Here is a 14,969-nt window from a genome sequence, read left to right as displayed (position 1 = left end):
GTAAAGACTACTTGGTTTTTTCTTTATCTTTCTTAGTAGTTTATCAGACTGTCTATCTTGGATTGAGTATGAAATTTTTTTAGCGATTTATGTTGTTTTGCGTTATTTTTCATTTACTTTAACAAAAGAACTTATTTAATTATTCTTATGTAATGAATGGATGGTTACTTTATAGAGAAATGATACAATTCAGATATATATTAAGGTAAAGGAGTTTTTATATGAATAAGCTATTTTTATTTTTCCTTGTAATTATGATAATTTTGACAGGATGTAGTTCAGAAGAAACCGACTCACCTATTTACAGTGGTAAAAACCTGGACATTGGTGTTGTAGGAAAAAATCCTAATGTAAGAGAAGACAATGTGAAATTTAAAAGTATTACCCTTGATGAATTAGAAACAAATACAGAAAAAATTTCAACTGAATTTGATGCTGTTTTTATTATGAAAGAACATCTATCTCAAGCAGCCGAGAGTAAATATGCAAATGTGTACAAAATTTTAAGTATCCCAACTTTCTTTATAGAGTCTTCAAAAGGATATTTACCCTTTGTTTACGAGGATATAACTTATGAGAACGCTCCAGAAATAAACAGTCAAACTTATGCATCAGGGTATTTACATGATGGAGAGATATATAAATCTTGGGATTATGGACTTTATAATGATACCTTTAATGAAACAAATATCAAGGATGTTTACACAAGAATATTTACTACAATCGATACAGTAGGAAAATAATAATTTTTAAATGTTCAATTGAACAAGATAACCAGAAGCGATTTATGCTGCCGATGAAGCTGAGGGAAGACATCGAGGAGTATACGGCTCAGATGAGCGATACAGAGTACCTGTTTCCGAGCCGGAAGATGGTTCAATATATTGGGAATGAGCAAACGAAAGATAGTGATGGTGCAAAGAAATTTTTGGATTGGATATATAGTACATACGAAGCCGGTCCGGATATGAGATTGATGGTACTAGTCAGGAAAGAAGAAAACATGCCAATTGGGCATGTCGGTCTAGTTCCCCAGTTAATCGATGGGGAGGAGGAAATCGAAATTGGGTACTGGATTGTCCGTGATTATTGGGGTAAGGGTTATGCGACAGAAGCAGCGAAGGCCATCAGGGATCATGGAATCAATCAACTAGGCAAAAAAAGATTGATTACATTGATTCAACCTGGAAATTTGGCATCACGAGAAGTAGGGATGAACTGTGAGAAGGAGATTATATTAACAGAGCAGGAAGTTTATGTGTATTCCAACTCTTAGGAAGTCATCTGGGAACCTTCTATTTCCAGACCGTCTAAGCACCGGACGGTTTTTTTTGTTTGCTAGAAGTCAGCATATTAGCAAGTTTAGAGATTCATCCCAGGGGTAAAGATAAAAAATTGTTAAAAAATGGCGAAAATTGTTGAAATTTCACTTCTAAAGTTTTATCATTAATAGATATATAGATATTCACTAAACAGCAATCTAATTTTAAATGACAGAATTATTAATAAAAAAGAGAAATTCGAATTGAAAGGTGAGTCGGAAGTTGACTGTGTTATACGGAAGTGTAGAGTACTTTGAAAGTGAAATCCTAAGTTATCTGGAAAAGAACCAAATTAGAGCGTTGACTAGGGAAGATTATATATCTATCATAAATTCCGGATTGGAGTATGAAATTTTGTATGATTTCGTAGGGGACGAAAAACATCGGGTGGAATGCTTGCAAAATCTGTCCAACGCATGCGAAAAGCTTGTGGTTCGTTAATCTCCAAAGAAGAAAATTATGAGGAGAATTCTATTATGCAAGAAGCAAATAAGATTCCATATAGCAAAAAACAAGCAAAAGTAGGCGATACGATTCTTTTTGAAAGAAAAGAAATCTCTTGTGAAGGAACTGTATTTCAAGTAAGAGAAAATAGTGTTCTGGTCGAAATCTCAAAGGAAATGGCCCAAGTTTTGGATTACGAAACACCAAATACTGTCGTTCGCCATGGGAATTATACGATCAGGAAATAGACGGGGAAAAAGTAAGAGGGTGTCCTAATGGACACCCTCTTACTTTGTGATCGTATGAATGAATACGATTCTATTACTTCTTCTTACCAGCTACAGCTTCTTTAAGAGCTTTACCAGCTTTGAAAGCAGGTACTTTGCTTGCAGCGATAGAAATCTCTTTACCTGTTTGTGGGTTACGGCCTTTACGTGCAGCACGGCTGCGAACTTCAAAGTTACCAAAACCTATAAGTGAAACTTTGTCACCTTTTTTTAATGCTCCTGAAACTGTTGTGAATACTGCATCTACTGCTTTAGCTGCATCTTTTTGTGAAAGACCAGCTGTTTTTGCAACTTGACCAACGAATTCTGTTTTGTTCATTTTAAAAACTCCTTAGAAAGAAATTATAACCCTATTAATTATTGGATTATTCTTTATTTTTATCACAACGCACATAGGTTCGCAAGCGGTTTTTGGAATTTTTTGTCGAAATCGGTAGAAATCTGAAGGAGAGTAAAAAAACCAACCAGATTAATCTGGCTGGATTTACCAATAAAGAATATTCGGAAGGATCTTCATTAAGAAATATGTTTAGATAAGATGAAGATTTTACCAATCCTTTTTAAAGTCGTCTTTCGCACTCTTGTAGATGGTGTAATGCGAGGTCCTTCCACCCTTAAGAGAATTAGATAAAACCAAGAAGCCGCAACGGTTAGAGGCATGATTGCAAAAGAGCATACAAGATTAAATACTGCTGCGGTTACAGATGTTTAAGGTTAGTACAACCAGTTAGTATAGTCGCCGCTAATGGAGACTCCAATTATATAGGCAGTGCCATGGTGATCAGGAGCAAGATAAAAGTAATTAAAGCCATTTTCCCATTGTTCGGTTATAGATGTCTAAAATAACCATTTCCTCAAAAGGGTAGCGAAAACAGCGGGGATTATCCGAAAACCGGATGGTGTCTGCTATACTTTCTTATTTATGCTTCCACTTTTTGTTGCCCTCTCCATATTGTGGTCATGATAAATCCAGCCATGAGAACAATTGAGGCAAAGATATAAGGCAAGTTGATATTCAAGTCAAAGAGGATCCCTGCTAAAGCGGGCCCGATGATATTTCCCAGGCTTGTGTAGGTGGAGTTCATTCCCGCGACGAAGCCTTGCTCGTCTCCTGCCAGCTTTGAAAGCAGGGTTGTTAATGCAGGGCGTAGTAAGTCACAAGCTAAAAAAACAATAAAGGTTACGATCATAACTACCCAATAGCCACTGATGAACACCGAGAGCGATATAAAGATGGCAGCTACCAGAAGAGTGATTTGAATGAGTCTTTTCTCGCCTATTTTTTCAACGAGCTTTCCAAATATGACTACCTGTGCAATGACCCCAAAAATCGCGCCTACTGTAATAAGTATGGATATATCCTTCGGAGTGAAACCAAATTTCTCATCTACAAAAAGTCCGAACATGGTTTCATAGGCGGCTAATCCGAAAGCAAGAACAAAGACGATGATTAATGGGATAAAATATAAAGGGTGAAACGATTTTTTTAACTCTCCCGTAAAACTTATCCTGACTTTAGTGTTTCCATTTTCAGCTAATTGTTCTTTCGATAAAGGCTCTTTCAGAAGGATTAAAGAGAAGATAGCAGCTACAAGCGCAATGCCGGCAGCAAAGAAGAATGGAGCCCGTACACCTAAATCAGCAATGAATCCGCCGACCCCTGGCCCGATTATGAAGCCCGCGCTTATTGCGGCCGAGACATACCCGAGAGCTTTAGGTCTTTCCTCAAGCGAGGTTATATCTGCCACAAACGCGGTAACTGCTGGCGTAATGAACGCGGCACCAATTCCACCTAGAATTCTCGATAAAAAAAGAACCGAAACATGATTCCCTAACCCGAAAAGCAGCTCCGAAAAAGCGAAAATGAATAGACCCGAAACAATCAGCTTTTTTCTTCCGAATTTATCAACCCAAACACCGGCAATCGGCGAAACGACCAATTGAGCAAAGGCAAAAGCTGCCACCAGGTACCCCATGATTTCGCCGGATAAATTCAAGGCTCTCATATAAGAAGGCATAATCGGGACAACTAAGCCAATTCCCAAAAACGCGATAAATAGGTTACTTAATAATAAAATTAGTGACAGGTTTTTCTTTTTTGATGGGAGCCGCATTATGTATACCTCATTCATTTTATTTAAACTTTCTTTGGCAGTTAGTATCCGCCGTTTCATGATACTAATACTAAAATTCTCAATTGTTTGACCACGAAATGGCCGTATAGATGATTTGCTCATTGTACGTCATACAAAAATAGGAAGTCAATCAAATGGTCCCGGACTTATATTTGTATAATCCAAAAAAAGAACCGGCCTAAACTGACGGGCTCTAGCTTTATCATGATATTAAATAGTAGGTCTATCCTTGTAATGAGAAAGATAGTCGAGCGGAAATTCGGTTAGGATCATCGAGCAGAAGTTCAGGTCATCAAGCAGAAATTAGGGTCATCGAGCAGAAATCTGGATTAACGAGCACAAATTTAAATAATCGAGCAGAAATTCAGATTAACGAGCACAAATTCAGGAAATCGAGCAGAAATTCAGATTAACGAGCACAAATTCAGGAAATCGAGCAGAAATTCAGATTAACGAGCACAAATTCAGGAAATCGAGCACAAATTCAAATTATCGAGCAGAAACTCAGATCATCGACCGCAAATTCATATCTTCGAACACAAACTCAGATCATCGAGCCCAATTTGATTCCGATTTCTTATTCACAGTCGTTTTTTTCAATCTATTTCCCCAGCTTTTACAAATATTGCCGCAAAATTCTTACCGCTAATGCCAAACCGCCGAGTATGATGGTTGCCGCCACACCATAGCCGATCCAGCGCCACAATACAGAGATAGCGATACTGGCGTATATCGCAATCGAGGTGAGCTACAAAGCTGTTGGTCTCCCAATAAGTCGTTAAGTAACCCCTTCATCAGTTTCTCAAGAAACAGACCGACTGCAAAAAGCTGAGATAAGTTGAGCTAATACTCCCCCAGCTAAAGTAGTTGGCTTTCTTCGATTCACAATGAAACATTAGTAATTGGTAAGTTTACGCAAAGCAGGGATTAAACAACAAAGCATAATGTGTTATATTTGTTTTATTATTTTTTTAAAACAGAACAGCGGGGGCAAGAGGATGTATGTCTTTGTAAAGTGGGTTATGTTTTTTGGTGGATTAATCCTTTTTGGATTAGGGAATGCAATTGCTGTAGAGGTGCAATTTCTCGGTCTCCATCCATGGGAGGTATTGAATGTCGCCTTGTTTGAAAGATTTGGCTTCACAATCGGAACTTGGTCAGTCTTATGCGGTTTTTTCCTTGTGATGATCACGCTTGTCATGGACCGGAAATATATTAGTCTAGGAACCTTTCTGAATGCTTTACTGATTGGTCCGATCATGGATTTTTTTCTATGGACGGATATGCTGCCAAAGGCGACGCATTCGTGGCTTGATTATCTGATTATTTTTGGGGGCATAATGCTTGCAGGTACGGGTGGAGGTTTGTATGTCGCTTCCGGGGCTGGTGCAGGTCCGAGAGACGGGTTTATGCTTTCGATTTCAGATAAGACCGGCCTTTCCGTTAGCAAGGCAAGAATCATTGTTGAAAGCGTAGTGTTGGTCATCGGTTTCATTTTGGGCGGTCCTGTATTCGTTGTCAGCTTTCTTTATACTTTCATTCAGAGCCCTATTTTTCAACGATCGTTTCATTATTTCAGGAGCAATCTCGAGCGGTTGCGTGAAAAAACAACGATTATGGAAACTATTGCTCATAAATAAAGGATTCATTATATAACTCTTGATTTTTGTTCAAATAAGTTCTGGGAATACCACGCTTTTTGCCTAAATAAAAAGAAACCTTCATCTCGGGAAATGGTCCCTAGGTTGAAGGTTTCTTTCATATTCTTATAGATTAAAAAATTTTGTTAATCCGTTATAAATGCCTCGTGCAGCTTTTTGCTGGTAGGCTTTTGTGGCAATTTCTTTTTCTTCTGTCGGGTTTGAAATGAAGCCAAGCTCCACAAGAACGGAAGGCATTTCGTTGTATTTCACAACGTAGAATTCCGCTGGTTTCACGCCCCGATTTTTCTTTCCAGTACTCTTGATAAGCTCACTCTGAATACTGCTAGCAAGTTCTTTTTCATTGCCATATTTCGTGTCATAGAAGGTATCTATTCCAGTTGCATTTCCGCCGGAATTGTAATGAATGCTGATGAAAACATCCGGCTTGTATTTATGGCTGATTGCGACACGTTCACTGAGCTCTAATTTGCGACTCGTATTAGAGGTGCGGGTCATGATGACCTTTGCACCGGCATTTTCAAGCAGTGCCTTTAGTTCATTGGCAGTCGACAAGTTGATGGTTTTTTCATTGTGCGTTCTTCCAACGGCACCAGGATCAGTACCTCCATGGCCAGGATCAAGAACGATCACTTTGTCTCTAACGCCTATACCCGCTGTAGTAGCAAGCCAGTTCGCTACCCATCCTGTTTGTCCGGAACTGGTTTTGACCTGTACCCATCCGTTATCTGTAGAAATCTTTTCAAGTTTAGTTCCTCGGTTTACTTTATCTACGATAGCTGCAGAAGTAGATGCACTTTTCCGGATATTGACACTGTTTTGTCTAATAACTACATACGATTTACCAGAAGGAGTAATAACCGGCTGTTTAGATGCAGGCTTAGGTGCAACAGGTGCCTTCGTTGTAAGGTAGGAAAGTGAAGCCCATCCAATTTTGCCGGATGCCGTCTTTACCCTTCCCCATGAGCCTTTCTTTTCGTACAATGTGACCGCCGCATTTTTCTTCACTAAATCAACCCGAGCAGCAGAAGTGCTTGGTGATTTCCGAATATTTAAGGTAGTGGCTGTCACATAATACTTGGTACCGGTGGAGACAGCTGCTTTAGATGCAGTTGGCTTTATCACCGTGACGTATTTTGAGGATACCCAACCGGTTTTTTTACCGACAGGAACCTTGGACCATCCATTTTGTTGTTGTGTGATGGTAATCGTCTGCCCTTTTTTGTATTTCCCGATAACCTTGGACGACGTGGTCGGCTTCTCCCGAATGTTGAGAGTAGTTGCATTTACTTTTGCCGTTGTAGAGGCAAATACTTGATTCAGAGGAACAGAGATAGTGAATAACGATATTAAGAGTGTGGTAGCTAGTAAGAGAGCTCCGAATCTCTTTGTCATGTTGTCGCCCCCTTTCCTTAATTTTTTCCAAATACAGCAATATACGACATCTTCCATAAATACTATAACTTAAAGCTACTGAAAAATCAGACAAACTTAGTAAAATGATACAAATTTCATATGTCGAATTTTGACAAATAAAACCAGAATCTTTTGTCTTATTTTTTAGCGTATGATCCTTAAGTTACATAGAAATTATCGGATTACTTGTCGTATTTTTAAGTATTTTGTAGAAATATAGGATTATTTTACTAGGTTTATAGTTTTTTAATTTAGGTCTATTTTTCTTTAAAAGAAATTTAATGCTCCCTATTTCCTATTTTAAATTCCATTTAAAAAATTGGAATTTTTTATATAAATAAGGGAAAAGTAGTAAGTGTATCTACATCACCTAAAAGGAGGAGAAAAAGTGGAAAAAGATCCATCATCCAACAACCAAAAAAAGTCTGAGCGCGAAACCGATGAAACCTTAACAAACCGCCAGGGTCATCCGGTTTCAAACAACCAGAATATGCGAACAGTCGGCAACAGAGGGCCCGCTACGTTAGAAAATTATGATTTTATTGAAAAGATCAGTCATTTTGACCGGGAAAGGATTCCTGAGCGTGTCGTTCACGGGAGAGGAGCAGGGGCTCACGGGTACTTTGAAGCATACGGAAAGGTAGGGGATGAGCATCCGTCAACATATACCCGCGCAAAGCTTTTTCAGGAAGAAGGCAAGAAAACACCTTTATTTGTCCGTTTCTCAACAGTTATTCATGGAACGCATTCCCCGGAGACCTTGCGTGACCCGCGCGGATTTGCAGTCAAGTTTTATACAGAAGACGGAAACTGGGATTTAGTAGGGAACAATCTAAAAATTTTCTTTATCCGTGATGCGATTAAGTTTCCGGATTTTATTCATGCCTTTAAGCCGGATCCCGTAACGAACCTCCAGGATGGAGAAAGGCAGTTTGATTTTGTTTCCAATTCCCCTGAAACGATGCACATGATTACTTTCCTTTTCTCGCCGTGGGGCATTCCGTCCAATTACCGGCAAATGCAGGGTTCGGGAGTAAACACGTACCGCTGGGTCAATGAGGAAGGAAAAGCAGTGCTTGTAAAATATCACTGGGAACCGAAGCAAGGCATTAAAAACTTGACCCAGAAGGACGCCGAAGAAATCCAGGCGAAAAACTTCAACCACGCCACCCAGGATTTATATGAAGCAATTGAAAAAGGCGACTATCCGGAATGGGAGCTGCTTGTACAAATCATGAGTGATGATGAGCATCCTGAATTGGATTTCGATCCGCTTGATGATACAAAGCTGTGGCCGGAAGATAAGTTCCCTTGGAAACCTGTCGGGAAAATGGTGCTGGATAGAAATCCGAAAGATTACTTCACTGAAGTCGAGCAGGCAGCATTTGGGACAGGTGTATTAGTAGATGGAATGGATTTCTCTGATGATAAGATGCTCCAGGGAAGAACATTCTCTTATTCTGATACCCAGCGCTACCGGGTGGGACCTAACTATTTGCAGCTGCCGATCAATGCACCAAAGAAACGTGTGGCTACCAACCAACGAGGGGGCCAGATGCAATATAAAGTGGATCTCGGAGAAGACCACAATCCGCATATCAACTATGAGCCATCAACACTTGACGGCTTGAAAGAAGCAAAAGAAGGTGGCAAGCCGCATACGCCTCATATTGAAGGGAATCTTGTTAAGGAAAGCATCGATCGCGAAAACAACTTTGGACAAGCTGGTGAGACATACAGACACTTTGAAGATTGGGAAAGAGACGAATTGATCACAAACCTTGTGAATACGTTGACACCGTGTGATGAAAGAATTAAAACGAAAATGATCGAAATGTTTTATAAGTGCGATGAGGATTATGGAAGAAGAGTGGAAGAAGGGCTGCGACATGCTGATCCGGCTAACACTTCAAGCCGGGAACCGATAGGCTTTGAAGGAGCGGAGGACGCACCTCGAAAAGCGGAAGAAAAAGGCCACTCCCAGGATCCTTATTAAGTTTAATGGTTGAAAGTGCAAGGACCTTGACTCCGGTAACGGTTGGCAAGGTCCTTTTATACATAAATATGTCGGTCAATTTACTGGCAAAAAAAGCAATAATCCGTTAAAATAAGTATGTTCTGTTTTTACCTTTTGATATATTCAGTTCATATGATTGGTTCTCTGAAGGGAGATAGAGAAATGATTAAGCTACTATCTGCACTCATACTTCCGGCTCTGCTCGTTATGCTGTTTACCAGAGTGACCTATAATCGCGTCATTGGCCTTGCGTTGACAGTCGCATTAATTGCGGCATCTGCGTATAAGGGGTATACGCACGAGTGGTGGCTAATTATCATAGACGCATTTTCACTGACTGTTGGCTTTTGGTTATCCTCAAGAATGATTGAGAAAAACGCGTCAAGCGCCTAGTAAGGTGCTTTTTTTTATGAAACCTATCTTCAATGAATGAGCCAATGTCGAAAGAAAAACGAATAAATGTTCGCTTTTTACTGGTTTGTTTTTGTGACTATGTGGTAGAATGTGTATATGAAAGTCAAGAAAATGGCTATAAATATATAGATACAGGCAGAGAGGGATTCTAGAAGATCCTTCTTCTTTTAATAGAGATAAAGTTATATGGTAAAGACGATGGGAGGTTAACCAAGTGAAGGACGTATTTGAGCTAGTCTCAAAATATTCACCTCAAGGAGATCAGCCGGAAGCGATCCGGCAGATCCTTGATGGTTTAAATAAAGGAAAAAAACATCAGACATTACTTGGGGCGACGGGTACGGGCAAAACGTTCACTATGTCGAATGTTATAAAGGAAGTGAACAAGCCGACGCTTGTCATTGCCCACAATAAAACGCTGGCCGGCCAGCTGTACAGTGAATTTAAAGAATTTTTCCCAAATAACGCCGTTGAATACTTTGTCAGCTATTATGACTATTACCAACCGGAAGCGTATGTGCCATCTACAGACACATTCATTGAAAAGGACGCGAGCATCAATGATGAAATTGATAAGCTACGGCACTCAGCCACTTCGTCCTTATTCGAACGCAAGGATGTCATCATTATTGCCAGTGTATCCTGCATTTATGGTCTCGGTTCTCCGGAAGAGTACCGAGAGATGGTCGTTTCACTCCGCACCGGCATGGAAATGGACAGAAACACGCTGCTGCATCGCCTGGTCGACATCCAATATGAAAGAAATGATATTGCCTTCCAACGCGGGACATTCCGTGTACGAGGAGATGTAGTCGAAATCTTCCCTGCTTCACGTGATGAACATTGCATGAGGGTTGAATTCTTTGGCGATGAAATCGACCGGATTCGTGAAGTGGATGCACTGACAGGAGAAATTATCGGTGAGCGGGATCATATTGCGATTTTCCCGGCGTCCCACTTTGTTACCAGGGAAGAAAAAATGAAATTGGCAATTGCCAATATCGAAAAAGAACTAGAAGAACGTTTAGTCGATCTTCGGGAAGACGAAAAGCTCCTTGAGGCCCAGCGTATTGAACAAAGAACGAGATATGATCTTGAAATGATGAGCGAAATGGGTTTTTGTTCAGGCATTGAAAACTATTCCCGCCATCTTACATTAAGGCCTTCCGGTTCGACACCTTATACGCTGTTGGACTATTTTCCAGAAGACTTCCTACTTGTCGTGGACGAGTCGCACGTATCGCTTCCACAAATACGCGGGATGTTCAATGGAGACCAAGCCCGCAAGCAGGTGCTTGTTGATCACGGCTTCCGTTTGCCTTCCGCGATGGATAACAGGCCGCTCAGATTTGAAGAGTTTGAGAAAAAAGTGGGTCAAGCTGTATATGTTTCCGCGACTCCAGGACCTTATGAAATTGATCATTCCCCTGAGATGGTTGAACAGATCATCAGGCCTACCGGTTTATTGGATCCAATTATTGATGTCCGCCCCATTGAAGGGCAGATTGATGATTTAATCGGCGAAATCCAGGAGCGGGTTAAAAAGAATGAGCGCGTGCTTGTTACGACTTTAACCAAGAAAATGTCCGAAGACCTGACCGATTATTTAAAAGAAATCGGCATTAAAGTTCAATATCTGCATTCTGAGGTAAAGACATTAGATCGGATTGAAATCATCCGCGAGCTCAGGATGGGGAAGTATGATGTTTTGGTGGGAATCAACCTGCTCAGGGAAGGATTGGATATCCCGGAGGTTTCCCTAGTTACGATTTTGGATGCTGATAAGGAAGGTTTCCTTCGCTCAGAGCGGTCATTGATTCAGACGATCGGTCGTGCTGCCCGGAACGAAAATGGCCGTGTCATCATGTATGCAGACCGAATAACGAACTCGATGGAACTGGCGATAAGTGAAACAAAACGGCGCCGGGAGATACAGGAGAAACACAATAAAGAGCATGGCATTGTTCCACAAACGATCCAAAAGGATATTAGGGAAGGAATCAGGGCTACCCATGCCGCGGAAGAACAGGAACAATATAATCCTGCACCAAGCCTTGCTAATATGACGAAAAAAGAACGCGAGAAGATGATTGCTAGTATGGAAAAAGAGATGAAGCAAGCGGCGAAAGCATTGGATTTCGAACGCGCCGCAGAGCTTCGTGATTTGCTGCTAGAGTTAAAAGCGGAAGGATGACGAGACAATGGTAATGGATAAACTCATCGTTAAAGGCGCCAGAGCGCATAACCTAAAAAATATTGATGTCACCATTCCTAGAGATAAGCTGGTCGTTCTGACAGGGTTATCAGGTTCTGGCAAATCGTCTTTAGCTTTTGATACGATATATGCGGAAGGGCAGCGACGCTATGTGGAGTCGTTGTCTGCTTACGCCCGCCAATTTCTGGGGCAAATGGACAAACCGGATGTCGATTCGATTGAAGGTTTATCGCCAGCGATTTCAATCGACCAGAAAACGACGAGCCGGAATCCTCGTTCTACTGTGGGAACCGTAACGGAGATTTATGATTATTTACGTTTATTGTACGCGCGTGTTGGCCGGCCGACATGCCCGATTCATCATATAGAAATCACATCGCAAACCATTGAGCAAATGGTTGACAGAATTATGGAATATCCTGAACGCACCAAGCTGCAAGTACTTGCTCCGCTGGTATCCGGCAGAAAAGGCACTCATGCTAAGGTCCTTGAGGATATTAAGAAACAAGGGTATGTCAGGGCTCGAATTAATGGAGAAATTCATGATCTAGGCGATGAAATCAACCTTGAAAAGAATAAAAAGCATTCAATAGAGGTGATCATCGACCGAATCGTTGTAAAGGAGGGTGTTTCTGCGCGTCTTGCCGATTCATTGGAAAATTCATTGAAGCTGGGCGAGGGGAAAGTGATTATCGATGTGAACGGTGAGGAAGAGCTTCTTTTCAGTGAACATCACGCCTGTCCATACTGCGGTTTTTCAATTGGAGAGCTTGAGCCGAGAATGTTTTCTTTTAACAGTCCTTTTGGGGCTTGCACCGACTGTGACGGCCTTGGTTCTAAACTCGAGGTAGACATAGAACTTGTGATTCCGGACAGGAGTCTTACCCTTCGCCAGCATGCAATTGCTCCATGGGAGCCGACCAGCTCACAGTATTATCCGCAATTGCTCGAAGCGATCGCGAATCATTTTGGCATTGATATGGATGTCCCGGTTAAAGATATGTCCGAAGCAGCTCTGGATAAAATATTATACGGTTCCAAAAAAGATAAAATCTACTTCAGGTATGAAAATGATTTTGGACAGGTCCGGGAAAATTATCTTCAATTTGAAGGCATCTTAAAAAATGTAGAACGCCGTTACAAGGAAACGAGCTCTGATTGGACTAGGGAGCAGATGGGGAAATACATGGCTGAGCATGATTGCCAAACCTGTAAGGGATACAGACTGAAGCGTGAAAGTCTTGCTGTCTTGATTCAAGGGAAGCATATTAGCCAGACCACTTCACTTTCCATTAAAGAGGCTTTGGATTTTTATAATAATCTTGAGTTAACGGAAAAGGAAAGAAAAATTTCGAATCTGATTTTGCGGGAAATTGAAGAACGCTTGGGTTTCCTCTCGAATGTAGGGCTTGAATATTTATCGTTAAGCCGTGCGGCAGGCACACTTTCCGGCGGGGAGGCTCAGCGTATTCGCCTTGCCACCCAGATCGGCTCCCGCCTGACCGGAGTTCTTTATATCCTCGATGAGCCTTCAATCGGCCTTCATCAACGGGATAACGACCGGCTGATTGATACGTTAAAGAATATGCGCGATATCGGCAATACTCTGATTGTGGTTGAACATGATGAGGATACGATGATGGCTGCCGACTATCTTATTGATGTCGGTCCTGGTGCGGGTGTGCATGGGGGAGAAATCATTTCCGCCGGAACTCCTGAACATGTAATGGAAGATCCGAACTCGATAACGGGACAATATCTATCAGGGAAGAAATTCATTCCACTTCCACTTGAGCGCCGCAAGAGCGACGGAAGGTTTGTCGAAATTAAAGGTGCAAATGAAAATAACTTAAAGAATGTTAACGTTAAATTCCCGCTTGGTAACTTTATAGCCGTTACTGGTGTTTCAGGTTCGGGTAAGAGTACCTTGGTTAATGAAATCCTTCATAAGACGCTTGCCCAAAAGCTGAACCGTGCAAAGGCAAAGCCAGGACAGTTTAAAGAGATTAAAGGCATTGAACATCTTGAAAAGGTCATCGATATAGACCAATCGCCAATAGGCAGGACACCGCGTTCCAATCCGGCTACTTATATAGGTGTTTTCGATGATATGCGTGATGTCTATGCCTCCACAAACGAAGCGAAAATTCGCGGCTATAAAAAAGGACGCTTTAGCTTTAACGTGAAAGGCGGCCGCTGTGAAGCATGCCGTGGCGATGGAATTATTAAGATTGAAATGCATTTTCTTCCTGACGTTTACGTTCCATGTGAAGTTTGTCATGGAAAGCGTTATAACCGCGAGACGCTGGAAGTTAAATATAAAGGCAAAAATATTTCTGAAATTCTTGAAATGACGGTGGAAGACGCTCTTCCATTCTTTGAAAATATTCCGAAAATCAGAAGGAAGCTACAAACGATTTATGATGTCGGTCTTGGATACATTACACTTGGGCAGCCGGCTACGACGCTTTCCGGAGGAGAAGCTCAGCGTGTGAAGCTTGCTTCGGAGTTGCATAAACGATCAAATGGCCGTTCCTTTTATATCTTGGACGAACCGACGACCGGGCTGCATGTCGATGATATTTCCAGACTGTTGATTGTTTTACAACGGCTTGTCGAGAATGGCGATACCGTTCTTGTGATCGAACATAATCTCGATGTGATTAAAGCAGCGGATTATATTGTCGATCTTGGTCCTGAAGGTGGGGATAAAGGCGGAACGATTGTGGCAATGGGAACACCAGAGAAAATCATTAAGGTAGAAGAATCATATACAGGCAAATATCTAAAATCAGTTTTAACCCGTGACCAGATTCGTATGGAAAAATGGATTGAAGAAAAAGAACATGAACATGTAAAGTAGAGCAAGCCATGGGGCTTGCTTTATTTTTGGCAGAAAGCCGAACACAGACTAAGTGCACCACGTCCTTATGTCTTCGCCTGTGTGACCCACATCCTCGAAAAGCTGTCAAGGAAAGGCGAAACGTCGGCTAAAACCTGCTACGTCCTTATGTCTTACACCGACGCCAGCGCATCCTGCGCTAGTGATGCATCGTTG

General features: G+C 41.4%; 12 protein-coding genes. 9 read left to right on the top strand and 3 right to left on the bottom strand.

Annotated features, from left to right (window positions below; translation table 11 throughout):
* The first annotated feature begins 221 nt into the window (after positions 1-221).
* From LQ216_RS05210 to LQ216_RS05195, 4 genes are all read left to right on the top strand, one after another.
* Positions 222-743, top strand: a complete 522-nt coding sequence (locus tag LQ216_RS05210) for a hypothetical protein (protein ID WP_230127367.1) — start codon at positions 222-224, stop codon at positions 741-743.
* Between the two features lie 44 nt (positions 744-787).
* Positions 788-1,276 (top strand): GNAT family N-acetyltransferase, encoded by a 489-nt coding sequence (locus tag LQ216_RS05205; RefSeq protein ID WP_354958469.1) that lies wholly within the window; start codon positions 788-790, stop codon positions 1,274-1,276.
* Positions 1,277-1,550: 274 nt separating this feature from the next.
* Entirely contained in the window at positions 1,551-1,763 is a 213-nt protein-coding gene (locus tag LQ216_RS05200; protein WP_230127501.1) for a hypothetical protein, read from the top strand.
* A 35-nt stretch (positions 1,764-1,798) separates the two neighbouring features.
* Positions 1,799-2,014 (top strand): DUF2187 family protein, encoded by a 216-nt coding sequence (locus LQ216_RS05195; protein ID WP_230127363.1) that lies wholly within the window; start codon positions 1,799-1,801, stop codon positions 2,012-2,014.
* Positions 2,015-2,087: 73 nt separating this feature from the next.
* On the opposite strand, the gene LQ216_RS05190 is transcribed toward LQ216_RS05195, so the two are convergent.
* Positions 2,088-2,372, bottom strand: coding sequence for an HU family DNA-binding protein (locus LQ216_RS05190; RefSeq protein WP_230127362.1), 285 nt, complete (start codon positions 2,370-2,372; stop codon positions 2,088-2,090).
* A gap of 601 nt (positions 2,373-2,973) precedes the next feature.
* Positions 2,974-4,167, bottom strand: a complete 1,194-nt coding sequence (locus LQ216_RS05185; protein ID WP_230127360.1) for an MFS transporter — start codon at positions 4,165-4,167, stop codon at positions 2,974-2,976.
* 1,019 nt (positions 4,168-5,186) lie between these two features.
* Here LQ216_RS05185 and LQ216_RS05180 point away from each other — a divergent pair.
* On the top strand, positions 5,187-5,828 hold the full coding sequence (locus tag LQ216_RS05180) for a hypothetical protein (RefSeq protein WP_230127358.1): 642 nt from the start codon (positions 5,187-5,189) through the stop codon (positions 5,826-5,828).
* A gap of 126 nt (positions 5,829-5,954) precedes the next feature.
* Here LQ216_RS05180 and LQ216_RS05175 read toward each other — a convergent pair whose 3' ends face one another.
* Positions 5,955-7,244: an N-acetylmuramoyl-L-alanine amidase gene (locus LQ216_RS05175; protein ID WP_230127356.1), complete on the bottom strand. Its 1,290-nt coding sequence runs from the start codon at positions 7,242-7,244 to the stop codon at positions 5,955-5,957.
* Between the two features lie 409 nt (positions 7,245-7,653).
* Here LQ216_RS05175 and LQ216_RS05170 point away from each other — a divergent pair, with 409 nt between their 5' ends.
* The 4 genes from LQ216_RS05170 (at position 7,654) to uvrA (ending at position 14,774) form a co-directional block, all read left to right on the top strand.
* A complete protein-coding gene (locus tag LQ216_RS05170) occupies positions 7,654-9,261 on the top strand; it encodes a catalase (protein ID WP_290369226.1) in 1,608 nt (535 codons plus the stop codon).
* 183 nt (positions 9,262-9,444) lie between these two features.
* On the top strand, positions 9,445-9,675 hold the full coding sequence (locus tag LQ216_RS05165; RefSeq protein WP_230127354.1) for a CsbA family protein: 231 nt from the start codon (positions 9,445-9,447) through the stop codon (positions 9,673-9,675).
* A gap of 235 nt (positions 9,676-9,910) precedes the next feature.
* The gene (gene uvrB / locus LQ216_RS05160; RefSeq protein WP_230127351.1) at positions 9,911-11,890 is read left to right on the top strand and encodes an excinuclease ABC subunit UvrB; all 1,980 of its coding nucleotides are present in this window, start codon (positions 9,911-9,913) and stop codon (positions 11,888-11,890) included.
* 7 nt (positions 11,891-11,897) lie between these two features.
* Positions 11,898-14,774, top strand: a complete 2,877-nt coding sequence (gene uvrA / locus LQ216_RS05155; RefSeq protein ID WP_230127350.1) for an excinuclease ABC subunit UvrA — start codon at positions 11,898-11,900, stop codon at positions 14,772-14,774.
* Positions 14,775-14,969 lie beyond the last annotated feature (195 nt).

It is taken from the genome of Bacillus sp. CECT 9360 (assembly GCF_918741275.1).
In the GTDB taxonomy this organism is placed as follows: domain Bacteria; phylum Bacillota; class Bacilli; order Bacillales; family DSM-1321; genus Peribacillus.
Note: the sequence above shows the minus strand (reverse complement) of the source record. Positions and strands in the feature narration are given on the sequence as shown.